The sequence below is a fragment of the Streptomyces sp. NPDC023157 genome (assembly GCF_055560575.1).
In genome coordinates, this window is the sequence record NZ_JBVHIL010000004.1 from 110,247 (window position 1) to 134,964 (window position 24,718).

General features: G+C 72.3%; 23 protein-coding genes. 12 read left to right on the forward strand and 11 right to left on the reverse strand.

Annotated elements, in window-relative coordinates:
- Nucleotides 1-179 precede the first annotated feature (179 nt).
- The 3 genes from greA (at nucleotide 180) to ACZ3ZE_RS15460 (ending at nucleotide 5,498) form a co-directional block, all read left to right on the forward strand.
- On the forward strand, nucleotides 180-677 hold the full coding sequence (gene greA, locus ACZ3ZE_RS15450; RefSeq protein ID WP_361175959.1) for a transcription elongation factor GreA: 498 nt from the start codon (nucleotides 180-182) through the stop codon (nucleotides 675-677).
- Nucleotides 678-776: 99 nt separating this feature from the next.
- The gene (locus ACZ3ZE_RS15455; protein WP_467259366.1) at nucleotides 777-3,188 is read left to right on the forward strand and encodes a protein kinase domain-containing protein; all 2,412 of its coding nucleotides are present in this window, start codon (nucleotides 777-779) and stop codon (nucleotides 3,186-3,188) included.
- Nucleotides 3,189-3,212: 24 nt separating this feature from the next.
- Nucleotides 3,213-5,498: a protein kinase domain-containing protein gene (locus tag ACZ3ZE_RS15460; protein ID WP_467259368.1), complete on the forward strand. Its 2,286-nt coding sequence runs from the start codon at nucleotides 3,213-3,215 to the stop codon at nucleotides 5,496-5,498.
- Nucleotides 5,499-5,526: 28 nt separating this feature from the next.
- Here ACZ3ZE_RS15460 and ACZ3ZE_RS15465 read toward each other — a convergent pair whose 3' ends face one another.
- Together ACZ3ZE_RS15465 and ACZ3ZE_RS15470 are read right to left on the reverse strand one after the other, a co-directional pair.
- Entirely contained in the window at nucleotides 5,527-6,384 is an 858-nt protein-coding gene (locus ACZ3ZE_RS15465) for an ABC transporter permease (protein ID WP_361175950.1), read from the reverse strand.
- Nucleotides 6,381-7,484, reverse strand: coding sequence for an ATP-binding cassette domain-containing protein (locus ACZ3ZE_RS15470; RefSeq protein WP_467259371.1), 1,104 nt, complete (start codon nucleotides 7,482-7,484; stop codon nucleotides 6,381-6,383). The genes ACZ3ZE_RS15465 and ACZ3ZE_RS15470 overlap by 4 nt, the downstream gene beginning before the upstream one ends.
- Nucleotides 7,485-7,752: 268 nt before the next feature.
- Between ACZ3ZE_RS15470 and ACZ3ZE_RS15475 the strand changes: the two genes are divergently transcribed.
- Entirely contained in the window at nucleotides 7,753-10,068 is a 2,316-nt protein-coding gene (locus tag ACZ3ZE_RS15475; RefSeq protein ID WP_442305453.1) for an eCIS core domain-containing protein, read from the forward strand.
- Between the two features lie 40 nt (nucleotides 10,069-10,108).
- Here the strand turns inward: ACZ3ZE_RS15475 and ilvA are convergent, their stop codons facing one another.
- Complete coding sequence (gene ilvA / locus ACZ3ZE_RS15480; protein ID WP_361175945.1) at nucleotides 10,109-11,341, reverse strand: threonine ammonia-lyase; 1,233 nt, start codon at nucleotides 11,339-11,341, stop codon at nucleotides 10,109-10,111.
- Between the two features lie 169 nt (nucleotides 11,342-11,510).
- Here ilvA and ACZ3ZE_RS15485 point away from each other — a divergent pair, with 169 nt between their 5' ends.
- The 3 genes from ACZ3ZE_RS15485 to ACZ3ZE_RS15495 are packed head-to-tail and all read left to right on the forward strand — an operon-like array spanning nucleotide 11,511 to nucleotide 12,782.
- On the forward strand, nucleotides 11,511-12,038 hold the full coding sequence (locus ACZ3ZE_RS15485) for a MarR family winged helix-turn-helix transcriptional regulator (RefSeq protein ID WP_361175942.1): 528 nt from the start codon (nucleotides 11,511-11,513) through the stop codon (nucleotides 12,036-12,038).
- Nucleotides 12,039-12,069: 31 nt separating this feature from the next.
- On the forward strand, nucleotides 12,070-12,534 hold the full coding sequence (locus tag ACZ3ZE_RS15490; protein ID WP_361175939.1) for a sigma factor-like helix-turn-helix DNA-binding protein: 465 nt from the start codon (nucleotides 12,070-12,072) through the stop codon (nucleotides 12,532-12,534).
- Entirely contained in the window at nucleotides 12,531-12,782 is a 252-nt protein-coding gene (locus ACZ3ZE_RS15495; protein ID WP_361175936.1) for a hypothetical protein, read from the forward strand. The genes ACZ3ZE_RS15490 and ACZ3ZE_RS15495 overlap by 4 nt, the downstream gene beginning before the upstream one ends.
- 123 nt (nucleotides 12,783-12,905) lie before the next feature.
- On the opposite strand, the gene ACZ3ZE_RS15500 is transcribed toward ACZ3ZE_RS15495, so the two are convergent.
- Nucleotides 12,906-14,060, reverse strand: coding sequence for a cystathionine gamma-synthase (locus tag ACZ3ZE_RS15500; RefSeq protein WP_361175933.1), 1,155 nt, complete (start codon nucleotides 14,058-14,060; stop codon nucleotides 12,906-12,908).
- Between the two features lie 73 nt (nucleotides 14,061-14,133).
- Here ACZ3ZE_RS15500 and ACZ3ZE_RS15505 point away from each other — a divergent pair, with 73 nt between their 5' ends.
- Both ACZ3ZE_RS15505 and msrA read left to right on the forward strand, forming a co-directional pair.
- A complete protein-coding gene (locus tag ACZ3ZE_RS15505) occupies nucleotides 14,134-15,240 on the forward strand; it encodes a hypothetical protein (RefSeq protein WP_361175930.1) in 1,107 nt (368 codons plus the stop codon).
- 220 nt (nucleotides 15,241-15,460) lie between these two features.
- Nucleotides 15,461-16,120 (forward strand): peptide-methionine (S)-S-oxide reductase MsrA, encoded by a 660-nt coding sequence (msrA, locus tag ACZ3ZE_RS15510; RefSeq protein ID WP_467259374.1) that lies wholly within the window; start codon nucleotides 15,461-15,463, stop codon nucleotides 16,118-16,120.
- Nucleotides 16,121-16,208: 88 nt separating this feature from the next.
- On the opposite strand, the gene ACZ3ZE_RS15515 is transcribed toward msrA, so the two are convergent.
- From ACZ3ZE_RS15515 to ACZ3ZE_RS15525, 3 genes are all read right to left on the reverse strand, one after another.
- On the reverse strand, nucleotides 16,209-17,285 hold the full coding sequence (locus tag ACZ3ZE_RS15515) for a YncE family protein (RefSeq protein WP_361625414.1): 1,077 nt from the start codon (nucleotides 17,283-17,285) through the stop codon (nucleotides 16,209-16,211).
- Nucleotides 17,286-17,400: 115 nt separating this feature from the next.
- Nucleotides 17,401-17,754 (reverse strand): DUF1330 domain-containing protein, encoded by a 354-nt coding sequence (locus ACZ3ZE_RS15520; RefSeq protein ID WP_361175925.1) that lies wholly within the window; start codon nucleotides 17,752-17,754, stop codon nucleotides 17,401-17,403.
- 74 nt (nucleotides 17,755-17,828) lie between these two features.
- Nucleotides 17,829-18,872 carry an NAD(P)-dependent alcohol dehydrogenase gene (locus ACZ3ZE_RS15525; RefSeq protein ID WP_467259377.1) on the reverse strand — a complete coding sequence of 348 codons (1,044 nt, stop codon included), beginning with the start codon at nucleotides 18,870-18,872 and terminating at the stop codon, nucleotides 17,829-17,831.
- Between the two features lie 129 nt (nucleotides 18,873-19,001).
- On the opposite strand from ACZ3ZE_RS15525, the gene ACZ3ZE_RS15530 reads away from it, so the two are divergent.
- Nucleotides 19,002-19,862: a helix-turn-helix transcriptional regulator gene (locus ACZ3ZE_RS15530; RefSeq protein ID WP_361175919.1), complete on the forward strand. Its 861-nt coding sequence runs from the start codon at nucleotides 19,002-19,004 to the stop codon at nucleotides 19,860-19,862.
- A gap of 113 nt (nucleotides 19,863-19,975) precedes the next feature.
- Here the strand turns inward: ACZ3ZE_RS15530 and ACZ3ZE_RS15535 are convergent, their stop codons facing one another.
- Together ACZ3ZE_RS15535 and ACZ3ZE_RS15540 are read right to left on the reverse strand one after the other, a co-directional pair.
- Nucleotides 19,976-21,241 carry a L,D-transpeptidase gene (locus ACZ3ZE_RS15535; RefSeq protein ID WP_361175917.1) on the reverse strand — a complete coding sequence of 422 codons (1,266 nt, stop codon included), beginning with the start codon at nucleotides 21,239-21,241 and terminating at the stop codon, nucleotides 19,976-19,978.
- A 262-nt stretch (nucleotides 21,242-21,503) separates the two neighbouring features.
- Nucleotides 21,504-21,872, reverse strand: coding sequence for a hypothetical protein (locus ACZ3ZE_RS15540; protein WP_361175914.1), 369 nt, complete (start codon nucleotides 21,870-21,872; stop codon nucleotides 21,504-21,506).
- A 109-nt stretch (nucleotides 21,873-21,981) separates the two neighbouring features.
- Between ACZ3ZE_RS15540 and ACZ3ZE_RS15545 the strand changes: the two genes are divergently transcribed.
- Complete coding sequence (locus ACZ3ZE_RS15545; protein ID WP_467259380.1) at nucleotides 21,982-22,296, forward strand: hypothetical protein; 315 nt, start codon at nucleotides 21,982-21,984, stop codon at nucleotides 22,294-22,296.
- A 68-nt stretch (nucleotides 22,297-22,364) separates the two neighbouring features.
- Here the strand turns inward: ACZ3ZE_RS15545 and hutH are convergent, their stop codons facing one another.
- Nucleotides 22,365-23,906, reverse strand: a complete 1,542-nt coding sequence (gene hutH, locus ACZ3ZE_RS15550; protein WP_361176224.1) for a histidine ammonia-lyase — start codon at nucleotides 23,904-23,906, stop codon at nucleotides 22,365-22,367.
- 225 nt (nucleotides 23,907-24,131) lie between these two features.
- Nucleotides 24,132-24,308 carry a hypothetical protein gene (locus tag ACZ3ZE_RS15555; RefSeq protein WP_467259383.1) on the reverse strand — a complete coding sequence of 59 codons (177 nt, stop codon included), beginning with the start codon at nucleotides 24,306-24,308 and terminating at the stop codon, nucleotides 24,132-24,134.
- Between the two features lie 211 nt (nucleotides 24,309-24,519).
- Here ACZ3ZE_RS15555 and ACZ3ZE_RS15560 point away from each other — a divergent pair, with 211 nt between their 5' ends.
- Nucleotides 24,520-24,645: a hypothetical protein gene (locus ACZ3ZE_RS15560; RefSeq protein ID WP_467259386.1), complete on the forward strand. Its 126-nt coding sequence runs from the start codon at nucleotides 24,520-24,522 to the stop codon at nucleotides 24,643-24,645.
- Nucleotides 24,646-24,718 lie beyond the last annotated feature (73 nt).

Below are 24,718 nucleotides of genomic sequence, written 5' to 3' on the forward strand. Positions count from 1 at the left end.
GAGCCCGGGACGAGTTCCGGCGGGTCACCACGGTGACCTGGGGTGACGCCATCTTGATGGTTTATGTCCTCCCGCTTTTCGCCACTCATTGTTAGGCTCGTGGTTTCGCCCACCCGGGAAGGCGCATCCTTTCCGTGTAGGGCGATGCTTTGTATTCCCAGTACCTACGAGGAGCACCCGTGACCCAGACCAGCGAGAACGTCACCTGGCTCACCCAGGAGGCGTACAACAAGCTCAAGGACGAGCTTGAGTACCTGTCTGGTCCCGCGCGTACCGAGATCGCCGCCAAGATCGCCGCGGCGCGCGAGGAGGGCGACCTCCGCGAGAACGGCGGGTACCACGCGGCCAAGGAGGAGCAGGGCAAGCAGGAGCTCCGGGTCCGCCAGCTCACGCAGCTCCTCCAGAACGCCAAGGTCGGCGAGGCCCCGGCGGACGACGGCGTCGTCGAGCCGGGCATGGTCGTGACGATCGCCTTCGACGGCGACGAGGACGACACGATGACCTTCCTGCTCGCCTCCCGCGAGTACGCGAGCGACGACATCGAGACGTACTCGCCGCAGTCCCCGCTGGGCGTCGGCGTCAACGGCAAGAAGGCCGGCGACGACGCCGAGTACGAGCTGCCGAACGGCAAGATGGCCATGGTGAAGATCCTCAGCGCCAAGCCGTACAGCGGCTGAGCCGCCTCCTGAGCGAGAGAAGGGCCGGTCCCCGGAGAAGGGGCCGGCCCTTCGTCATGCTCATGCAATGATCGTCGGCATCGGGCCTACTCAAGGGGGATGCGGCAGGTGCTGGGAGCATTGCGCGAGGGCGCGCCACGGCGGATCGGACCGTACGAGGTGCTGGCCCGGCTCGGCGCCGGCGGCATGGGCGAGGTCTTCCTGGCGCGGCTCGACACCTCCGGCGAGTTCTTCGCCGTCAAGACGGTACGGCGCGACTTCGCGGGCGACCCCGCCTTCCGCGACCGCTTCCGCCGCGAGATCCGGGTCGCCTCGCTCGTCCGCAGCGCGCACGCCGCCGCGCCCGTCGGCGGGGACGCCGACGCCGAGGTGCCCTGGCTGGCCACCGCGTACGTCGCGGGCCCCAGCCTCTCCCAGGCGGTACGCCGCTCAGGACCGCTGCCGGTCCCGGCCGTCCGGGCACTCGGCGCGCGCCTCGCCCGGGCCCTCGCCGACCTGCACGCGGGCGGGGTGCTGCACCGCGACCTCAAGCCGGGCAACGTCATGCTCGCCGTCGACGGCCCGCGCCTGATCGACTTCGGCATCGCCCGCGCGGACGGCGCCACCACCATGACCGCGACCGGCCTCATGGTCGGCACGCCCGCCTTCATGTCGCCCGAGCACGTCGCCGGCGCGCGGAAGGTGACCGGCGCCTCGGACGTCTTCTGCCTCGGTTCGCTGCTCTGTTACGCGGCGACCGGCGAGGACCCCTTCGGCGACGGGCCCGTCGCGGCCGTCCTCTACCGCGTCTCGCAGGCCGAGGCCGACCTGGAGCGGCTGCCCGAGGAGCTGCGGGAGGTCGTCACCGCCTGCCTGTCGGCGGACCCGGCGGACCGGCCCACGCCGGAGGCCCTCGTCGCGCTCCTCGGCGGCGAGCGGCAGGCGCCGCCGTGGCCGGTGCCCGTCCGCGAGCACATCGGCGAGTACGGCACGGAGCTCGCCCAGCTCGTCGCCGCGGGCGGCCCGCTCCTGGAGGTCCCGGCGACGGCCCCCGTCGTCACCTCGGGGCCGCCCGGACTCCACTTCGCCCCCACCGTCGCACCCACCGGCCCGACCACCGCCCCGGCGCCCCCGAAGCGGCGCCGGCGCGCGCTGATCGCGGCCGTGGTGGCCCTCGCCGTCCTGGGCGGCGGGCTCGGCGCGTACGCCCTGTGGCCGGAGAAGAAGCCCGCGCGGCCGGTCACGGCCGGCCCGAAGGCGCCCGCCTCCGGGCCCCGTGTCCCCGGGGTCGACGACCAGGGTCTGGTGGACGCCTCCGGGGTCGTCCCGCAGAACGCCGCCCAGCGGCCGGCCGGGTGGAAGCCGTGGCGGGCGAAGCTGACGGCGCCGGCGTTCGGCTGCTCGGGGAACGAGCGGGTGCTGGTGTGCCGGACGACGGAAGGGCACTTCGAGGCGCTGGACCCGGCGGACGGGAGGAAGCTGTGGGAGGCGGTACCGACCGACAAGGACACCTTGGAGCGGAGCTTCGTGGGACCCACGGGCGGCATCTTCGTCGCCCACGAAGCGGCCCGGCCCGTCGTCCATGACGGGTTCGTCGTGCTGGCGTCCGGCGATCAGGTACAGGTCCGGGACGCGCGCACTGGCACGGTGAAGTGGGAGAAGGCCGCCTGGGCGACGCAGGGCGAGGGCAGCCGCCCGATCGTCGCCGACGGCATGCTCTTCGTCGCCGCGCCGACCGAGGAGGACCAGACGAACAACATCGAGCACGTCAGTCTGTTCGCCTACGCGCTCGCCGACGGCCGCAGGATGTGGACCAAGACGCTCACCAACGCCGACCTCGCCCGCTCCGAGTACCGGGACTTCGAGCCCCTCGCCTACGCCAAGGGCCTCGTGTACGCGCTCAGCGACGGCGGGATCATCGCGTACGACGCGAAGACCGGTGCGGTGCGCGGGCAGGTCGACGGCGACGCACGCACCTGTGAGGAGATCAAGGTGTTCGGCGCGTACGCCTACTGCGCCGACGTCTCCCACAGCGCCGGTACCCCCCTCCACGCCCACCTGCTCGACTCCGCCACGCTCGCCTCCCTGAAGACGCTCCCCGCGTCGTTCACGGACCAGCGGCCCGTGATCGTGACCGAGCGGACGGCGGTCGGACTCGACGGCGAGAAGGGCGGGTTGCGGATCTTCGACCCGCGCGACGGCAAGGAGCTGGCCACGTACGCGGCGAAGGCCGCGCCCGCCGGGCTCTCCCAGGCCTGGTCGGCGCCGCTGCTCGCGGGCGACCAGGTCGTGTACGCCGACTACTCCACGCTGTACACCGTGCGGCTCGGCAAGGACGGCAAGCCCACCGGACTGAAGGTCACGCCGGTGGCGGCGGCGCCGGGTGCGCGGGCCGACAAGGGCTCGTCCGACCCCTCGAACGGCATCTCCTACGACGAGATCCTCCGGGCGCCCGATGTACTGCCCGTGGGCGGCATCGCCTACCTCGTGTACGACGAGGGCGTCGTCACCTCCCTCGAACTCCCCCGCTGAGACCCACCGGAAAGGCGCGTTCCCGTGCTGGAAGCACTCCCCGCCGGGCCCCCGCGGCTCATCGGCCCCTACCGCCTGCTCGCCCGGCTCGGCGCGGGCGGCATGGGCGAGGTCCATCTGGCCTGCCGGGCGGACGAGCCGACGGCCGATCCGTACCGGATGGTCGCCGTGAAGACGGTCCGGGAGGACCTGGAGGTCGACGGGGACTTCCGGACCCGGTTCCGGCGCGAGATCACGGCGGCGCGGGCGGTGGACAGCCCGTACGCGGCACGGCTCGTCGACGCGGACGCCGACGCGCCGGCGCCGTGGCTGGCGACCGAGTACGTGCCGGGCCCCTCGCTCGCGGAGGCGGTCGTACGGTCCGGGGCGCTGCCCGTGGCGGCGGTGCGGGCGCTCGGGGCCACGCTGGCGCGGGCGTTGGACGCGGTGCACGGCGCGAAGGTGCTGCACCGGGACCTGAAGCCGGCGAACGTGCTGCTCGGCGCGGCCGGGCCGAAGCTGATCGACTTCGGCATCGCGCAGGCCTTCGAGGCGACCGCGCTGACCTCGACCGGTCTGGTGGTCGGCTCGCCCGGCTTCATGTCGCCGGAGCATCTGACCGGCAGCCGGGCGGTGGTGCCCGCGTCGGACGTGTTCTGCCTGGGCGCGGTGCTCGCGTTCGCGGCGAGCGGGCGGGGGCCCTTCCACGACGACGAGATGGCGGCGGTGATCTACCGCATCAGCCGGGCCGACGCAGAACTGGCCTCCGTCCCGGCGGAGTTGCGGCCCGTCGTGGAGCGGTGCCTGCGGCTCGATCCGGCGGAGCGCCCGTCGGCCGCCGAGCTGGTGGGGCTGCTGGGCGGCGCGGAGGTGCCGGAGGCGTTCCCGTGGCCGGGCGGGGTGCTGGCGCTGCTCGCCGAGTACGGGGAGGCCGCGCGGCGAGCCGGGGAGGAGGCCGCGTCGGGCGCGGGCGTGGCGGACCTGCCGACGCTCGGGCCGGTCGTGCCGTACTCCCCCACGGCGGTGGGGTACCGGCCGGTGGAACCGGCCGTGGCCGCGCCGTCGCGACGGCCCTGGGGGCGGATCGCGGCGGCCGTGGTGGCGGTGGCCGTGGTGGCCGGAGCGGGGGTCTTCCTCCTCAACCGGGGTGGTGAGAACGGCGGTTCGGTCGGCCAGGGGCCTTCCGGGAGCACCTCGCCGTCGGCGGGCACGTCCGGTCCGCCCGCCCCGCGCACGCTGAGCCAGGTCGTCCTGCCGTACGGCGGCGAGGGCCACGGCGGCGACTACGGGACGGTCGGCACCCAGCGGTCCTCGCGCCCCGCGGGCTGGTCCCCGTGGACGCGGCGGCTCGGCGGGGAGGTGGGGGCCTGCGCGCTCTCCCCCGAGGTGCTGGTCTGTTCGGGTCCGGGCGGCGCGGTGTCGGCGCTCTCCGCCGCCGACGGCACGGTGCTGTGGTCGAAGCCGGGGCGGGGTGCGGCGCCGCGCACGGCCCCGCAGTACCCGGCGGTCGTCGGCGATCTGGTGGCCGTCACCGGCGGCGACGGGGTCACCGCGTACGGCCTGAAGGACGGCGCCGAGCGCTGGAAGCGCGGGCTGCCGGACGGCGGCTGGGCGGTGAAGGGCACCGACCTGCACGGCGGGGTGCTCTACACCTCGTACATCGGGACGGCCGACGAGAGCTCGGGCCTCGTCACGGCGGTGAAGCCGGGCAGCGACGGCGGCCAGGAGCTGTGGCAGCGGCGGCTCGACGTGCTGCCGGAGTCCCCCGTCGCGTCGGGCGGTGCGGTCTTCGTGCCCGGCAACGGCCGGGTGCTCGCGCTGGACGCCCGCGACGGCAAGGAGACGGCGCGCGGCTCGGACGCGTACGGCTGCTACGCCGTCACCGTCCATGCCGACAGCGTGCTGTGCGAGGGCTCAGGCGACGGTGTGACCGTGCTCGACGCGGGGACGCTGCGGCGGGTGCGCACGATCGGCGAGGGGGTGCGGCCGGCCCAGGCGACGGCGGTCAGCGCGGAGGGGGTCGTGGCGCTGAACGACGGCACCTCCCTCCACGCCTACGACCTGAAGACGGGTGCCGAGCACTGGCAGGAGAGCGTGCGCGGCGAGCAGGTGTTCTTCGCGGGCGACCGGCTCCTCGCCGTCACCGGCACCCACGTCTCCTCGCTGCCCGCGGAGAAGACGCCCCCGGCGTCCGACGTCAGGAGCGCCGCCTACGTCGAGCCGAAGGCGACGGGCCCGGCCGACTCCGGCTCGGCGAGCGTCCTGGCCGCCGGAGGGGCGGTCTTCGTCGCCCTCTCCGACGGCCTGGTGGCCTCCGGTTACGCCCCCTGATCCGGCCCGCCCGGGTCACTGCTCGGGCTCACGCCGTCGCCGACCGGTACTTCCGCACCGACAGCGTCCGGAAGATGACGACGATGAGGATCGAGTAGATCAGCGACGCCCACACCGGGTTCTCCATGGGCCACGCGTCGGACGGGGAGAGGCCGGGATCGCCGAACAGCTTGCGGCAGGCCTGCACGGTGGCGCTGAACGGGTTCCACTCCGCGACGGGTTGGAGCCAGCCGGGCAGCTTGCTGGTGTCGACGAACGCGTTGGAGATGAAGGTCACCGGGAAGAGCCAGATCAGTCCGCCGGACGTCGCCGCCTCCGGGGTGCGTACGGACAGGCCGATCAGGGCCCCGATCCAGGTGAAGGCGTAGCCGAGGAGGAGCAGCAGACCGAAACCGGCCATGACCTTCAGGAAGTTGGTCGGTGCCGCGTACCCGGGACGCCAGCCGATGATCAGGGCGACGATCGCGAGGACGAGCAGGGTCAGCGCGGTCTGCACCAGGTCGGCGAGGGTGCGGCCGGTGAGCACCGCGCCCCGGGCCATGGGCAGGGAGCGGAAGCGGTCGATGAGCCCCTTGTGCATGTCGTCGGCGATGCCCGCGCCCGCGCCGGCCGTGGCGAAGGTGACCGTCTGGGCGAAGATGCCCGCCATCAGGAAGTTCTTGTAGACGTTCGGGTCGGTGGTGCTGCCGATCTGCATGGAGCCGCCGAAGACGTACGTGAAGAGGATCACGAACATCACGGGCTGGATCAGACCGAAGATGATCATCTCGGGGATGCGCATCATCCGGATCAGATTGCGCTTGGTGACGACCAGCGAGTCGTGGATCGACTGGGTGACGCCGCCGCGCGGCTTGGCCGGGGCCGAGATCTCGGTCAGGGTGGTCACTTGGCCGCCTCCGTCACCTTGTCGCGGTCATCGCGGTCGTCCCGGCCGTCCCCGCCGTCGCGACCGCCCCGCGTGCTCCTGCCGCCCCCGCCCGGGCCGCCGTTCGCGCCGTTCTCGCCGTTCGCCCCGTTCTCGTCTTCGGCCCGCTCGGCCGTGTGGCCGGTGAGGGAGAGGAAGACGTCGTCGAGGGTGGGGCGGCGCAGGCCGATGTCGTCGATCTCGACGCCGACCGCGTCCAGGTCGCGGATGACCTCGGCGAGCAGCTTGGCGCCGCCGGCGACCGGGACGGTCAGCTTGCGGGTGTGCTCCTCCACGGATATCTCGCCGTGGCCGACGCCGGCCAGGCCGTAGCGCGCGAGGACCTCGCGGGCCGGCGGGATCATCTCGCGCGCGTGGACGACGACTTCGACGCGTTCGCCGCCGGTCTGGGCCTTGAGCTGGTCGGAGGTGCCGCGGGCGATGACCTTGCCGTGGTCGATGACGCAGATGTCGTGCGCCAGGTGGTCGGCCTCCTCCAGGTACTGCGTGGTGAGGAGGAGGGTCGTGCCGCCGGCGACGAGTTCCTGGATGACCTCCCACAGGGCCTGCCGGTTGCGCGGGTCGAGGCCGGTGGTGGGCTCGTCCATGAACATGACGGGCGGGGAGACGACCAGCGCGGCGGCCAGGTCGAGGCGCCTGCGCATGCCGCCGGAGTAGGTCTTGGCCGTGCGGTCGGCGGCGTCGGCGAGGTGGAAGCGCTCCAGGAGCTCGCCGGCCCGGGCCTTGGCGGCCTTGCCGCTCAACTGGTAGAGCCGGCCGACCATCTGGAGGTTCTCCCGGCCCGTCAGATACTCGTCGACGGCGGCGAACTGGCCGGAGAGGCCGATGTTGCGCCGGACCTCGTTCGGGTGCTTGAGCACGTCGATCCCGGCGACGAAGGCCTTGCCGCTGTCGGGCTGGAGGAGCGTGGTGAGCACGCGCACGGCGGTGGTCTTCCCCGCGCCGTTCGGTCCGAGGAGGCCGAGGACGGTGCCCTCGGGCACGTCCAGGTCCACCCCGTCGAGAGCTCGTACGTCGCCGAAGGTCTTCACCAGACCTTCGGCGTGGATCGCGCCTGGCATGTGGGTTCTCCCAGCGAGTTGGGCGGGATTCGGTTGTCGGTCATGGCCGGATTCGAGCGCTTCCGTCCAAGTCTAGGGACGCCGGACGGGCAGCGCCCAGCGAATATGTGACCCGGACCACACACTAACGCGATACATCGCGATACACAACCTCTGTGGACACGCTGCCCGATCAGTCGCCCGGTTCTGCCCGCCCGCACCTCGAAACGGCGGTCCCCCGCCGGGTACTCAGGAAGTCCACGCCGACGCCGAAGAGGAAGGGGGCCCCGTGCGGACCCCGAACGACGACAGGGCGGGTGGCGCCCGCCGGCCGGACCGGACGGAGGCCGGCGGGACGCACACCGGCAGGACCGTGCGGGCGCCGGAGACCTCGACTCCCGCACTGCCCGGGCTGCTCGGCACGGCGGGCAACGCGGCCGTCGTGCAGTTGCTCCGCCAGGCCGGCCACCCCTGGGCCCAGGAGCAGCACCAGCACGGCAGCGGCTGCGGACACCAGCAGCCCACGGTGCAGCGGTCCGCCGTGCACGAGGTGCTCCGCGCGCCGGGGCGCCCGCTGGACGAGGCCACCCGGACCGACATGGAAGCCCGGCTCGGCGCGGACTTCTCCGACGTACGGCTCCACACCGACTCCGCCGCCAAGGCCTCCGCCGCCGAGGTCGGCGCCCGCGCCTACACCTCCGGCAACCACGTCGTCATCGGCGACGGCGGCACCGACCGGCACACCCTCGCCCACGAACTCACCCACGTCATCCAGCAGCGCCAGGGCCCGGTGGCCGGCACCGACAACGGGGCGGGCCTGAAGGTCTCCGACCCCTCCGACCGCTTCGAGCGGGAAGCCGAGGCCAACGCGCGCCAGGCCCTCGGCCGCCCGGCCCCCGCCCCGGGCGCCTCCCCGGAGGCCGTGGCGCCGGCCCAGCCCACCGGCACGACGGTCGGCGTCCAGCGCGCCATCGGCCTGGAGATCGAGACGGACCGGCCCGTGTCCCGGGCGGACGGCAGCAACGTCAAGGGGTACAACGCCCAGGGCGAGGAGGTGGACATGTCGGGGCCCATCCTCGTCACGCACAGCAGCGGCGTGAAGATGGTGGGCGACAAGCGGAACGTCAGAGGCGGGGGCCAGTACACGAACGCGGAATTCGTCACCCCGCCGATGAACGTCCTTCCTGGAGAGACCCGGCACGGCGACTCCGGCGCGATGTTCGACACCCTCAAGGACATGCACCGCAGGCTCTACCTCCCCGAGGCCGGCTCGACGAACGAGGAGAAGACCCTCACGAACCTCTACTCCGGCCCGGAGTTCACGCACGACGAGACCGGACTGCTCGGAAACACGCTCCGGGCGGCTCCCGAACGCGTGCACAACGAGACGCGGGGCCGTCCGGGCTACGGGGACGGACTGTTCGCCCATCAGACCGTGGGCGTTCCCCTGCACGGCATGGCCGGCTTCTTCCACCACATGCTGACCGAGCCGGAACCGGGCAACCCGGGCGGCACGAAGACCCGGATCTCGGACAACTCGAAGGCGGCGGTACACCTTTCCAAAAGCCTCGACTTCGGCCGACGGGTGGCCGACCTCTTCCTCGATGGCGGGGGCGGGGACGGCATGGATGTGGACGGGGCCGTCCGGCCGACGACGGCCGCCGAGCAACTACGGGGCTTCGCCGCCCTCTTCTACACCCAGCTGGCCGCCGTCGGCGACCTGGCCGAACAGGAGCGCGCCGATCAGAGGCTGACGCTGGGCAAGAACAAGACCGCGGTCCTCTCCCGGGTCAACCTCAAGACCGTCGGCGGGTTCCTGCCGGAGCCGGCCAGGGCGTTCCTGGACACGAACTACGAAGGCGTCATGGGCGTCTTCGGGGAGTGCTACGGGGTCCCCCTCGCCGAGTGGGGCACGGGAGCGGTGGCCGAGAAGGGACGCAAGTACGCCGAGACCTCCCTGCGCAAGCGCGTCGCCACCGCCCGCCAGGTCCACCAGACCGACGCGTTCGGTGCCATGACCGTGCTGAACGACCGGAAGGCGAGGGAAGAGACGGTGGATGGCATCCCCATCGTCCCCCTGGAACTGCGGAGGTTCGGGCGCCAGAAGGTCAGCTTCGACGAGCTGCAGCACGACGCCGATCTCCTCAAGGACTGGTCCACGGAGGCGCTCCGCGGCGCACAGCAGGCCACGGACCACGCCGGACCGCTGCCCGACATCTCGGCCCCGGCGCCCGTCGCACCGCCCGTCGAGGCGGCACCCGTCGACTACGGCAGGCGGATAGCCGACGCGTGCCAAGCCGGCCGTACGGCCCTCCGGCGGATGAACGAGAGCGGCCGCTCGACCCCGTATCCGGCCGGAGGAAGCAGGGCAAAGGTACCCGGCGCCCTGAACGGCGTCTTCCTGGAGTTGGAGAGGATCCAGGGCGCCACGGCGAACGCGGAGCTCCTCGAGCGCGCGCAGGCACTGAGCGCCGCGGCGACGGCCATCGCCGGAGGCGAGACGCGGAGCGTCGGACCGCTCCTGGACGCTCTCGCCACCACCGTGACCGGCCTCGGGAACGAAGCCGCCGCGAACAGGATCCGCACCTTCCGCCGCATGGTGTAACGACGGCCCCGGGGGTGCCCCCGCACCCCCGGGCCCCGTCTCACCCCAGCACCGTGTACCCCGCCTCCCGCAGCGCCGCCTCCACCTCCGCGCAGTGCTCCGGCCCCTTCGTCTCCAGGTGCAGTTCGACCTCGACCTCCGTGAGCCCCAGGCGCGGATCGGTCCGCACATGGCCGACGTCCAGGACGTTGGCGTCCACCACCGTCAGCACCGCGAGCAGCGTCGCGAGCGCCCCCGGCCGGTCGGTCACCTTCACCCGCAGGCTCAGATAGCGCCCGCCGGCCGCCATGCCGTGCCGCAGCACCCGCTGCATCAGGAGCGGGTCCACGTTCCCGCCGGACAGCACCGCCACCACCGGCCCCCGCCCGAACGCGCGCGGATCGGACAGCAGCGCCGCCACCGGACTCGCGCCGGCCGGCTCCACGACCAGCTTCGCCCGCTCCAGGCAGAGCAGCAGCGCCGAGGCGAGCTCGTCCTCCGAGACGGTCCGGACCTCGTCCACGTACTCCTTGACGATCTCGAACGGCACGTCGCCGGGGCGCCCCACCCGGATCCCGTCCGCTATCGTCACCGGCGACTCGACCGCCACCGGGTGCCCCGCCGCCAGCGAGGGCGGATAGGCCGCCGCCCCCTCCGCCTGCACGCCGATGACCCGCACGTCGGGCCGCAGCGACTTCACCGCGAGGCCGATCCCCGCCACCAGGCCGCCGCCGCCGACGCCCACGAGGATCGTCCGGACCTCGGGGCACTGCTCCAGGATCTCCAGGCCGACGGTGCCCTGGCCGGCGATGATGTCGAGGTGGTCGAAGGGGTGGATGAAGACCGCGCCGGTCTCCCGCGCGTACTCCTCGGCCGCCGCCAGCGTCTCGTCCACGACGTGCCCGTGCAGCCGCACGTCCGCCCCGTACTCGCGGGTCGCCGCCACCTTCGGCAGCGGGGCGCCGACCGGCATGAAGACCGTCGCGTGCACCCCGAGCAGCGAGGAGGCCAGCGCCACGCCCTGCGCGTGGTTGCCCGCCGAGGCGGCCACCACCCCCGCCGCCCGCTGCTCCGGCCGCAGCCCCGCGATCCGCACGTACGCGCCGCGCAGCTTGAACGAGCCGGTCCGCTGGAGGTTCTCGCACTTCAGGTGCACCGGTGCGCCGACCAGTGCGGACAGGTGCCGGCTGCCCTCCAGCGCGGTCATCCGGGCCACCCCGGCGAGCATCTTCTGCGCGCCGCGCACGTCGTCGAGGATCAGGCGTGGAAAGGGGTCTGGCGTACGGAAGGTCATGACATCAAGTCTCGCAGTTCAGCCGGTCCGTGGCCGCCCGGAGAACACGTGTCCCGCCCGGCCGGGAGCCCGTTCGCATCCGGATCGCGCAGCGCCGGTACGGACCCCGGCAGGTCCGCGTACTCTGTCCCCCACCAACCGACCACCGCACGAGAGAGCCCCCACAGCCATGCCCACATCTCAGGACATGACGACTGAGCTTGACCCCGGTCTCCTCGACGCCCTCCAGCACCAGGTGGCCGTCTTCGCGCGGCGGGCCGAACAGACCCGGCTCGGCGGTACCGGGCAGCTCCGCAACTCCATGGACCGCGCCGCGTACCTGCTGCTCAACCGGCTCGACCAGGAGGGGCCCATGGGCGTGAAGGCGCTCGCCGCCGGCATGGGCATCGACTCCTCCACGGTCACCCGCCAGGTCGCCCCGCTCGTCGACACCGGCCTGGTCAAGCGCACCTCCCACCCCGAGGACGGGCGCGCCGTCGTCCTCCAGCTCTCCCCGCGCGGGCAGGCCCGCCTGGAGGAGGTCCGGGGCTCCCGCCGGCAGCTGATGGCCGAGGTCACCGACGGGTGGACGCCCGACGAGCGGGAGTCCTTCTGCACCCTGCTCACCCGCTTCAACTCGGCGCTCTCCGCACGCCAGTCGGGCCTTCCGGTCGTCCAGGAGGCCGCCGCCCCTGCGGAGTCCGCACCGGAGTCTTGACCCCGGGCGCGCGCTGCCCTCATATGAGGAGGTGCGCGAGCGGAGATCCGGCCACCACGGCCACGACGGCCCCAGCGGCGAAAACGCCTACCGCACCCGGGAGTTCGACGCGTTCGTCGCCGGGGCGGCGGGCCGGCTGCTGCACACCGCGACCCTGCTCACCACCGAACCCGCACACCGCAACCCGCGCGCCCAGGCCCTGCTGACCGCCGCCCTCGCCCACACCTACGCCCAGTGGGACCGGCTGCGCGGCGAGGACCCGTACGACGTCACCCGCGCCGATCTCGCCCTGCGCTTCGCCCGCACCGCCTGGCGGCACCACCGCGGCCTGGGCGGGGTGCTCTCCGCGCTCACCCCGCAGGAACGCCTGATCGTCGTGCTCCGGCTGTACGAGGGAGTGGCCGAGGAGCAGACCGCGGCCCTGCTCGGACTGCCCGAGGAGCGGGTACGGGCCGTCTGCGCCCGCTCCGTGACGGCCCTGCGGGCGGCCTCGTGAACCGGCACGAGCACAAGGAGGACGAGGTCCGCCGCATGCTGGAGACCTCGCACCCGCACGTACCGGGCGACCTCGCCGCCCGGGCCACGGCCCGCGGCGTACGGCTGCTGCACCGGGGCCGCGCGATGCGGCGGCTCTGGTGGACGCTGCTCGCCCTGGCCGCCTGCGCCTTCGTCGTCTGGGCCTCGGTGGTCCGCCCCTGGGAGGTCCCGCCGGCCGGGACGACCCCGCCGCTCGAAGGCTGGTGACGGGGGCGGGGCCGTAGGCGCAAGGGCCGTACGAGCAGGGGCCGTACGCGAAAGGGCCGGGCCCGTGAGGGACCCGGCCCCGCTTCCGTAAGGACGGACGGACCGACGGTGGCGACGTACCGACTAGCCCAGCGCCTCGCGCAGGTCGGCCAGCAGGTCGTCGACGTTCTCGATGCCGACGGAGAGGCGGATCAGGTCCGCCGGGACCTCCAGGGCCGAGCCCGCGACGCTCGCGTGGGTCATCCGGCCCGGGTGCTCGATCAGCGACTCGACGCCACCGAGGGACTCGCCCAGGGTGAACAGCTTGGCGCGGTTGCAGACCTCGACCGCCGCCTCCTCGCCGCCCTCGACGCGGAAGGAGATCATGCCGCCGAAGGAACGCATCTGCTTCGCCGCGATCTCGTGGCCCGGGTGCTCCGGCAGGCCCGGGTAGAGGACCTGGGTGACCTTCGGGTGCTGGGTCAGCATCTCGACGACCTTCGCGGCGTTCTCGCTGTGCCGGTCCATGCGGACGGCGAGCGTCTTGATGCCGCGCAGCACGATCCACGAGTCGAACGGGCCGGCCACCGCGCCCATCGCGTTCTGGTGGTACGCCAGCTCCTCGCCGAGCTCCTCGTCTGCCGTCACCAGGGCGCCGCCGACGACGTCGGAGTGACCGCCCATGTACTTGGTGAGCGAGTGCACGACGACGTCCGCGCCGAGCGCCAGCGGCTGCTGGAGGTACGGCGAGGCGAAGGTGTTGTCGACGACCAGCTTCACGCCGGCCTGGCGGGCCACGCCCGCGACGGCCTCGATGTCGGTGATGCCGAGCAGCGGGTTCGAGGGGGTCTCGACCCAGATCAGCTTCGTACGCTCGTTGATCGCGGCGCGCACCGACTCGACGTCGGAGGTGTTCGCGACGGAGAAGTCCACGCCCCAGCGCTGGACGACCTTCGCGAAGAGGCGGAAGGTGCCGCCGTACGCGTCGTTGGGGATGACCACGTGGTCGCCCGGCACGAGGAGGGTGCGCAGCAGGCAGTCCTCGGCGGCGAGCCCGGAGGCGAAGGCGAGGCCGCGCCGGCCGCCCTCCAGCGCCGCCAGGTTCTCCTCCAGGGCGGTACGGGTCGGGTTGGCGCTGCGGCTGTACTCGTAGCCGCCGCGGAGCCCGCCCACACCGTCCTGCTTGTAGGTGGACACCTGGTAGATGGGCGGGACGACCGCGCCGGTCAGCGGGTCGGCGGTGTTGCCCGCGTGGATGGCGCGGGTCTCGAAGCTCTGGTGAGAGTGCTGGTCGCTCATGATTCAGGAGCGTAGTACCGAGCAGCCCCCGCCGCCGCCGTATGTCTCACCGGGTGTCCTGGACAATGGACACATGGAGATTCTGTGGTTCCTGATCGCGCTCGGGCTGCTCTTCGGAGTCCTGGGCCCCTATGTGCTGCGCCGGCGCGGCGGCGGCATCCGGCAGGTGGCGCCCGGCGCCCCCGACGCGGCGGACCCGGAGGCGTACGGCTTCCTCCGGCAGGAACAGCAGGACGTACGGCTGCCCGGAGCCGACCGTGACCTCCTCGACGTGCTCGACGTCGTACAGGCGACGCAGGACTGGCGGGCCGCCTCGCAGCTCCTGAAGGGCACCGCGAAGGAGGGCGAGACGCGCTGGCAGCGGGTGCAGGCCTTCGCGGGCGCCGCCTCCCTCGAACTGGCCGAACGGCCCGGTGTCGGCGGGGCGTGGCTGCGGTCCTGGCGGGCCGAGTCGCCCAAGGACCCCGGCTGCGCGCAGGTGTACGCGGAGTTCCTGGTGCAGCAGGCGTGGCGCTCCTCGGCGGCCGGCACCGACGACTTCCGGATCATCCTGGAGGAGGCGCGCGCCGCGTGCGGCCAGGCGGCGCTGCTCGCGCCGGGCGACCCCGTGCCGTACATCTCCGAGCTGGCCGTCGCGCGGGGTCTCGGCGACAGTCACGAGCAGTTCGACCAGGTGTGGGCGAAGGTCATCGACCGGGCGCCGCAGCACATGGGGGCGCATCTGGCGGCGCTGCACTACTGGTGCGAGAAGTGGCACGGCTCGCGCGAGGAGGCGGACCACTTCGCGACCACGGCGGCGGCCCGCGCCCCGCACGGTTCGCTGCTGGCCGCGCTGCCGCTGTTCGCCGTCTTCGAGCACCAGCCGGACCTGGTGATCGTGCAGGACTACTACCGCACGGCCGTCGTGTCCAAGGCGATGGAGGGCGCCCTGTACGCGGTGCACTCGGCCCGCCCCGACGACCCGATGCTGGCACACGTACGCCATCTGCTCGTGCACTTCCTGGTGCGCGCGGAGCGCTGGGAGGAGGCGATGCGCCTGCTGGTCCGCGTGGACGGCTACGTGGGCGCGCTGCCGTGGACGCTGAGCGGCGACCCGGCCCTGGAGTACACGGTGTACCGGAACCTGGCGGTGGCCGGCTACGAGGCGAACGGCGGCAGCCCGGCGACGCTGGCGCACTAGCGGGGGCGTGGGCGGGGCGGTCCGGCGGGCGGCCTAGCGGGCGCGTGGGCGGGGCGGTCCGGCGGGTGCACCGGCCGACGCATGAGCGGCCGTGCTTCCGGGGCCTCCGGCGGCCGCGCTTCCGTGGGCTCCTGTCGGCCGCGCTTCCGGGCCCCCCGTCGGGAATCCGCCGGGGCCCCCCGGCGTTGTGCTCAGAGCCCCCGTCGAGGAGAGATGCCGCATGTTCCTGTCCCGCACCCCCGTCCTCCCCACCGCCGACCAGGCCCTGCGCGGCCGCCCGGAGCCCGAGTTCGCGGTCCCGGAGCGCCACACCGTCCTCGGCACCCCGCTCCTCGGCCCCTACCCGGAGGGCCTGGAGGTCGCGGACTTCGGCCTGGGCTGCTTCTGGGGGGCCGAGCGCAAGTTCTGGCAGACCGAGGGCGTCTGGACGACCCTCGTCGGCTACCAGGGCGGTCCGACGCCGAACCCGGTGTACGAGGAGGTCTGCTCGGGCCTCACCGGCCACACCGAGGTCGTCCGGGTGGTCTTCGACTCGTCGAAGGTCACGTACGAGCAGCTCCTGAAGCTGTTCTGGGAGTCGCACAACCCGACCCAGGGCTTCCGCCAGGGCAACGACGTCGGCACCCAGTACCGCTCGGCCGTCTACACCCACTCCGCCGAGCAGGCCGCGACGGCCGAGGCGTCCCGCGAGGCCTACCAGAAGGTCCTGACCGGCTCCGGCTACGACACGATCACCACGGAACTCCTCCCGGCCGAGGGCCGCCCGTTCTACCCGGCCGAGGGCTACCACCAGCAGTACCTGGACAAGAACCCGGCCGGATACTGCGGGATCGGCGGCACGGGAGTGTCGTGCCCGATCGGGGTGGCCAAGGCGGAGTAGGTCCGCCGAAGGTCCAGTGGGGGACAAGGGCCGGGGCGGGCGCCCCGGCCCTTGTCCGTGAGCGGAACGCCCGGCGTTCAGGCCTCGGTCAGTGAGTGGTCTCGCCAGCGGCCGCTGCGCTCGCCGCGACGGGGTCCTGGACGACCTCCAGGATGACCTGGGAGTCGAAGGTGAAGCGCACAGCGAACAGCCGGCTCTTGTCCGGGGCCCAGGCGAGCGACTGGGGCACCACCTCGGGGTAGCCCCCGTTGCCCAGGTCGATGATCCTGGCCGGAGCGGTCTCGCCCGGCCGGTACACCCACACGTCCTCGTCCTCTCCGAGCTCGATGCCCACGGCGACGGTCCCGTCAGGGGCGACGGCCACGTTGTTGGGGAGCAGGCCGCTGTCGTACTGCCCGATCTGGGTGAGGTCGGAGAGCCGGAACTGCTGGTGGTAATCGGGCTGCGTGGCGGCGGTGATGACCTTCTGGCCGTCCGGGGTGACGGCCATGTCCTTCACCATTCCGCCCGGGGTCTCGTTGTGCGCGATCACCTGCGCGTGCCCCGAGCCGACCTCGTAGACCCTCAGCTCGGCGGGCGAGACCGCGGTCTCGCCGGCCACGAGCCGGTCGCTCTCGGCCGAGGCGGCCCTGAGCAGCGGCTGCCCGTACCAGGTGCCCTGGGGTACGTCGCCCAGGTCAACCACCGGCTCCGGCGCCCCGATGTCGATCGAGCCGATGGCTCCCTCGCCGGTGTCGCCGTGGGAGAACCACAGCTTGCCTCCGGCGACGGCCAGGTTCTGCGGCCCGTAGGGGTCCCCGATCGCGAACCGGCGGGTCTCGCTCAGGGTGGTGGTGTCGACGGCCGCGATGGCGTCCACCTCGGGCAGTGCGACGTAGAGCGTCTTCTCGTCCCCCGAGAGGGCCAAGCCCCAGGCGCCGTCGAGGTGCTCGATGGTCTTGACGAGCCTGCCGTCGAAATCGCTGACGACGACGGCGTCGTTGCCCGGCGCGCTGGAATACACCTGGTGGTGGGTGCCGTCGGCGATCGTCTGCCGGTGCGACGACACGGGCAGGACATGGGTGCTGTTCGCCGCCTGTGCGGTGCCCGGGCCGCTCATGACGACGGACAGCGACGCCGCGATCGCGACGACCGCCGGTCCTCCCGCCAGTCTCCTCATGCTCACGTGCGCTCGTTCCCCTCCCTCGAACCGCCGCGCCGTGCGACGGCACAGCGCGGAGCCTATGCCGAGCTGCCGAAACTCGGCCACGCAGTTTGCGGGCCATGTCCGGGGCGGCACCTCAGGCCTGGTCGGCGCCCGCTCGCAGCAGCGCCGCCGTGTCGGCCGTCGCGTAGCCCTCGGGCACGCCGTCGATCAGCAGCACGTCGCCGGTCATGTGCCGGGCGCGCAGCGGGATCAGGGCCTGGTAGGCCGCGGAGTCGTACCAGCCGCGGGCGTCCTCGTACGTCGGGAAGGCGATGATCACGAGGGCGCCGGGCCACGTGCCCTCGCGGACCTCGCGCGCGCGGTCGCCGTGGACGAGGAAGTGCCCGCCGAAGGGGTCCAGGGTGTCCTGGATGCGCTCCATGTAGACGAGGACCTCCTCGTCGAGGCGGGGCTTCGGGTGCAGGTTTCCGATGGCGTACGCGGTCATGGGGACAGCGTGCCGGGGCAGGCCGTCCGGGGTCGATTACCCCGGACGTCATGCCCCGGCCCGTGCGGTCCGGCTCAGATCGTCGACGCGTCGATCACGAAGCGGTAGCGCACGTCGGAGGCGATGACTCGCTCGTACGCCTCGTTGATCCGGTCGGCGGGGATCACCTCGATCTCCGAGCCCAGGCCGTGCGCGGCGCAGAAGTCGAGCATCTCCTGGGTCTCGGCTATGCCGCCGATCATCGAGCCGGCCAGCGTCTTGCGGCCGCCGATGAGGGAGAACAGGCTGACCTTGACCGGCTCCTCGGGGGCGCCGACGTTGACCAGGGCGCCGTCGGTCTTGACGAGGCGCAGGTAGGCGTCGAAGTTCAGCGGCGCGGAGACCGTGGAGATGACCAGGTCGAAGGTGCCGGCCAGCTTGTCGAAGGTCTCCGGGTCGCTGGTGGCGTAGAAGTGGTCGGCGCCCAGCTCGCGCCCGTCCTCCTGCTTCTTCAGGGACTGGCTGAGCACGGTCACCTCGGCGCCGAGCGCGTGGGCGATCTTGACGCCCATGTGGCCGAGACCGCCGAGGCCGACGATGGCGACCTTCTTGCCGGGGCCGGCCTGCCAGTGGGCGAGCGGCGAGTAGAGGGTGATGCCGGCGCACAGCAGCGGGGCGGCGACGTCGAGGGAGATGCCCTCGGGGATGCGCAGGGTGTAGTTCTCGTCGACGACGATGTGGCTGGAGTAGCCGCCGTAGGTGGGCTCGCCGTTCGTGTCGAGGGCGTTGTACGTGCCGGTGCCGCCGGTCACGCAGTACTGCTCCAGGCCGCGCTCGCAGTACTCGCAGGTCCGGCAGGAGTCGACGAAGCAGCCGACGCCGACGCGGTCGCCGACCTGGTGCTTGGTGACGCCGGGGCCGACCTCGGTGACGATTCCGGCGATCTCGTGGCCCGGCACCATCGGGAAGATGCCCTCGCCCCAGCCGTTGCGGGCCTGGTGGATGTCGGAGTGGCAGATACCGGCGTACTTGATCTCGATGAGGACGTCGTGCTCGCCGACGGCCCGGCGCGGCACGGTGGTGCGCTCCAGCGGGGCGTTGGCGGCGGGCGCTGCGTAAGCGGAAACGTTCGTGGTCATGGCGGCAAGCCTGCCGGAGTCCGGCGGCCGCGCCCAGACCACTGTTCTGCCTACGTCCCGCGTGCCTACCACTGGCAGGGTCAGGCACACCGGCGCTTCTCCCGGCCCGAGCGGGAATACTGGGGACGTATGGACCTCAGTTCCGAACTCAGCGAATTCCTCCGCTCCCGCCGGGCCCGGCTGAAGCCGCAGGACGTGGGGCTGCCCGAGTTCGGGCGGCACCGGCGGGTGCCGGGGCTGCGGCGGGAGGAGCTGGCGCAGCTGGCCGGGGTGTCGGTGGCGTACTACACCCGCCTTGAGCAGGGCAACGGCCGCAACGTGTCCATGGAGGTGCTCGACTCGATCGCGCGGGCCCTGCGGCTCAGCGACACCGAGCGGGCGCATCTGACGCATCTGGCGAAGCCGACGGTGAAGAAGCGGCAGAAGGCCGCCCGCCCGCAGAAGGTCCGGCCGGGTCTGACGCAGCTCCTCGACTCGATGGACACCGTCCCGGCCTTCGTCCTGGGGCGGCGGGGCGACATCCTGGCCTGGAACCGGATGGCGCGGGCCCTGATGGGCGACTTCGCCGCCTGGGAGCCGCGCGAGCGGAACATGGCCCGGCTGGTCTTCCTCGACCCGAACGCGCGCGATCTGTACGTCGACTGGGAGTGCAAGGCCGTCGAGGTGGTGAGCGTGCTCCGGCTGTACGCGGGGCTGCACCCGGACGACCAGGAACTGCTCGCGCTGGTCGGCGAACTGTCGGTCAGGAGCGAGGAGTTCCGCTCGCTGTGGGCGGCGCACACGGTGACCGACAAGGGCCACGGGACGAAGCGGGTGCGGCATCCGCTGGTCGGCGAGATGACCCTGTCGTACGAGTCGCTGAAGGTCCCGGGCGACGACCCGGACCTGATGCTCGTGACGTACCACGCGGAGCCGGGGACGCCGTCGGCGGACGCGCTGCGGCTGCTGGCGCAGTGGGGCGTGGACGAGCACACCGACGTACGGACGTAGCGGCCCGACGTACGGACGTAGCCCACCGGCTTACGGAAGCAGCGCCCCCGCCCTACGCCGAAGCGGCCCCCTCGGAGACGAGGGGGCCGCTTCGGCGTATGCGTGTGTACGGGTCAGACGGCGGAGCCGGCCTTCCACGCCGACCAGCTCATGTTCCAGCCGTTGAGGCCGTTGTCGGGAGCGATCGTCTTGTCCTTGGAGTTCTTGACGATGACGACGTCGCCGACGATCGACCTGTCGTAGAACCAGGCGGCCTGCTGGTTGGGGTCGCCGGCGCCCTTGGTGTCGGCGAGGCCCACGCAGCCGTGGCTGGTGTTCACGGAGCCGAAGATCGAGCGGGAGCCCCAGTAGTTGCCGTGGATGAAGGTGCCCGACGTGGACAGGCGCATGGCGTGCGGCACGTCCTTGATGTCGTACTCACCCTTGCCGTCGGAGTCGGTGAAGCCGACGGTGGCGCCGTTCATCCGGGTCTCCTTGAACTTCTCGGAGATCACCATCTCACCGTTGTAGGTGGTGTTCTCCGGGGAGCCGGCGGAGATCGGGATCGTCTTGATCGTCTGGCCGTCCTGCTTGACGGTCATCGTCTTGGTGGCCACGTCGACCGTGGAGACCTGGTTGCGCCCGATCTTGAACGTGACCGTCTTCTGCTGGACACCGAAGACGCCGTCCGCGCCCTCGACACCGTCGAGGTTCAGCTTCATGGTGACGGTGGAGTTCTCGGTCCAGTACTTCTCGGGGCGGAAGTCGAGCCGCTGCGAGTTGAACCAGTGGCCGACGACCTCCTGGCCGCTGCTGGAGGTGACGCTGATGCCACCCTGGACGGCCTTCTTGTCGGTGATCCCCTTGTTGAAGTTGATCGAGACCGGCATGCCGACGCCGACGACGGAGCCGTCCTCCGGCGTGAAGTTGCCGATGAAGCTGTTGGCCTGCGAGACCGTGGTGAACGAGGAGTTCTCGTGGGCTTCAAGGCCGGCGGTGTCCTGGGCGGTCGCCGCGATCTTGTAGACGGTGGCACGCTTGAGCGCCCCGGTCGGCTTCCAGCTGAGGCCGTCGGCGGATATCTGGCCCTCGACCTTGGCGCCCTCGGCGGACGTCATGCTGACGTCGGTCAGCTTGCCGTCGGCGACGGTGACCTTGGCGTCGTTGTTGATCGACGCGTTCTGGGCGCCGTTCTTCGGCGAGATGGTGATCTGCGCCTTGGAGGTCTTCTGCGCGGCTGCCTCGTCGACCTGGGCCTGCGCGTTCTGTGAGGCGTCGGCGGCACTGCCGCCCTTGTCGCCGTCGTTGCACGCCGTGAGCACCAGCACGCCGCCGAGCACCGCGGCCGCGGCCACCAGGCTCTTACGGCGCTTGCCGTCCGTCATCACACGCTTCTCCATCGTCGCCGATTCCCTGACTTCCTACTGAAACACCCCTGCGGGCCCCTCCGGTTCCACACCGGAGGATGTGTGGGGAACGCCACTGCCCGACCCGGCACCGCCCGCCCCTGTCCGACACGCGTCGGCGGGGCCGTCCGGTTCCCGGACGCGTACCCGTTACCCGTACTCGTACTCGATGCGCGTACTCGTACGCGTATCGATACGGCACAGGGCCCCGGGACGCCGCCGTCCCGAGGCCCTGTGGTGCGCGGGGTGCGCGGGTTCAGCGGCGGTCGTCCTCGTCGGCGGGGCCGTCGTCGCCTTCGGCGTCCTCCAGCTCCCCATCTTCCTCGTCGAGGTCCCACTCCATGGCATCGGGGTCGTATTCGATCTCCTCGCTGCTCCAGGAGGCCTGGACCAGCTCGACGCCGGGGACGGTGCCGAGCAGGTCGAGGGGCTCGACGAGGTAGGCGAGGGCCTCGGCGCTGTCCTCCGCGACGGCGGCGCGGGCGTGCGTCCGTTCCTCCTCGGGCAGGAACGCGTCGGCGTCGATCCGGCCGACGGCGGCCTCGGCGAGCGCGGCGGGTGCGTCGATCTCCAGGACCAGGTCGACCCGAAGGCGTACAAAGCGTGATGTCTCGGAAGTGCTCATGGCCGGAGCGTAGAGCGCCGGGAGCCCTCGGCTTTCCCGCGACCCGGTGTGTTCATTAGCATCGGCCCACCTGCCAATTCGCGGTTTCCGCAAGGGGGATCACCACACCGTGTCCGTCGCCCGACGCCCGCTGCTCACCGCCACCGCCGCGGGGACACTTCTCTGCGCCCTGTGGTTCGTCCCGTCGGCGAACGCCACGGACGAGCAGCTTCCGGGGAGCCTCGCGCGCTCCTCCGTCTCCGACGTCTCCGACGGCTTCGAAGGCTTCGAGGGCTTCGACGGCACTGGCGGGGACGGGGAGCCGAGACTCGCGGAGACCGGCGGCTTCGACACCACGCCGTACCTCCTCGGCGGGACGGCCTTCCTGGGCGTCGGGGCGGGCTTCGTGACCTTGGCGATGCGCCGGGGCGGCCGGGCGTCCTGACGGCCCCGCGTACGCACGGAAGGGCCGCCCCGGAGACCGGGGCGGCCCTTCTGCTTGCCGCGTGCTCCTTACTGGAGCGGGCCGGTGACGGGCTCGACGGCGGCGACGAGGGCGCCGGCCCGTACGAAGGCGTCGGCGGCGGCCAGGTCGGGGGCGAGGAAGCGGTCCGGGCCGGGACCGGCGACACCGGCGGCGCGGAGCGCCTCGATGGCGGCGACGGAGGCGGGGGCCGGGGTCAGGCCGTGGCGGAGCTCGATGCCGCGGGTGGCGGCGTACATCTCGACGGCGATGATCCGGTTGAGGTTGTCGATCGCGGTGCGCAGCTTGCGGGCGGCGGACCAGCCCATGGAGACGTGGTCCTCCTGCATGGCCGAGGACGGGATGGAGTCGGCGGAGGCCGGGACGGCGAGCCGCTTCATCTCGCTGACCAGGGCGGCCTGCGTGTACTGGGCGATCATCAGGCCGGAGTCGACGCCGGCGTCGTCGGCGAGGAAGGCCGGCAGGCCGTGCGAGCGGTTCTTGTCGAGGAGCCGGTCGGTGCGGCGCTCGGCGATGGAGCCGAGGTCGGCGGCGGCGATCGCGAGGAAGTCGAGGACGTACGCGACGGGGGCGCCGTGGAAGTTGCCGTTGGAGCGGACCTCGCCGTTGCCCAGGACGACCGGGTTGTCGACGGCGGCGGCCAGCTCGCGCTCGGCGACGAGACGGGCGTGCGCCATGGTGTCGCGGCCGGCGCCGGCGACCTGCGGGGCGCAGCGCACCGAGTAGGCGTCCTGGACGCGGGGGGCCTCGCCGCTCTGGAAGTGGCCGGTGAGCTCGGAGCCCTGGAGCACGGCGAGCATGTTGGCGGCGGAGGCGGCCTGGCCCGGGTGCGGGCGGATGGCGTGGAGCTCGGGCTCCAGCACCTTCTCGGTGCCGAGGAGGGCCTCCAGGGAGAGGGCCGCGGTGATGTCGGCCGACTTGTAGAGGGTGTCGAGGTCGGCGAGGGCCATGATCAGCATGCCGAGCATGCCGTCGGTGCCGTTGAGGAGGGCGAGGCCCTCCTTCTCCTTGAGCTCGACGGGCGCGATGCCGGCGGCGGCGAGCAGCTCGCCGGCGGGCTTGACCTCGCCGTCGGGGCCTTCGGCGTCGCCCTCGCCCATGAGCGCGAGCGCGCAGTGCGAGAGCGGCGCGAGGTCGCCGGAGCAGCCGAGGGAGCCGTACTCGTGCACGACGGGGGTGATGCCCGCGTTGAGCACGTCGGCCATGGTCTGCGCGACCTCGGGGCGGACACCGGTGTGGCCGGAGGCGACGGTCTTCAGCCGCAGGAACATCAGCGCGCGCACGACCTCGCGCTCGACCCGCGGCCCCATGCCGGCGGCGTGCGAGCGCACGATGTTGCGCTGCAGCTGGGCCCGCAGCTCGTGCCCGATGTGCCGGGTGGCGAGGGCGCCGAACCCGGTGGAGACGCCGTAGACCGGCTCGGGCTTCGCGGCGAGCGCGTCCACGGTGGCCCGCGCGGCGGCGAGCGCCTGGACGGCCTCGGATGACAGCTCGACGCGCGCGCCGTGGCGGGCGACGTCGATGACGTCCTGCGGGGTGGTGCCGGACGTCCCAAGGACGACAGTCTGCATATCCATATTCAGCACCCTACGGACTGAAGAGCGACCTGTCACTAGGGGAAGGGTCACCGGCTCTGGGGCCACGAGACCCTTACGCATATGACGATCGCCCGCAGAAGCTCCGGCGGCGTTCCCGCTGGACTTCCAGTCTGCCGCGCGGGGGCGGCGGGGGCTCGGGGGGGCAGCGCCATAGAGAAGGGCGCCGAACATCGATCCGGACTCGGCCAAGGCCGGCCGTCACGTGAAGGAGCCGACAGAGCCGGCGTACCGCATCAGGCAGTACGTCGCCTTGCCGAGCAGCCGCAGCGTCGTCGCAGGATCGCCGCCCTGATCACGTAGCAGTGCGCGGGCGTGCTGGGCCGTCTGCTCGGCGATGAATCGGGCCCGGGGGTCCGCGAGTGTGCTCGCGTACACCTCGGCCGGGGTGACGAGCCGTTCGAGGTGCGAGCGAGATGAGCACCCGTCAGGAGCCGGACGCGCTTCCCGACCGCTTACCCGGGGAGCCGCTTCCCCGCTGCGACGGCGTTCCTAGGCTGATGACCCTGTACGCGAAGGCATTCCCCGGTTCCGACGGTTCGAAGGCCGTGCCCTGGCACCAGATGGCCGCCAAAGCGGCGGATCACTCATGCTGGTCCGGTCCGGTGACCGCGAGGGCGGAGTGGCCTACGCGCAGGCCGCCCTGGCCGCGCTTCCGTCAGAAAAGCACAGCCTCACGCTGCGCATGCTCACGGAAGAGATCAAGAAGCCCTGAGGTTCTGGCATATTCACTCAGAGCGCCCGAGCGGCGACACTCCGTGCGTTACTGTTGTCATAAATCGGCCCCC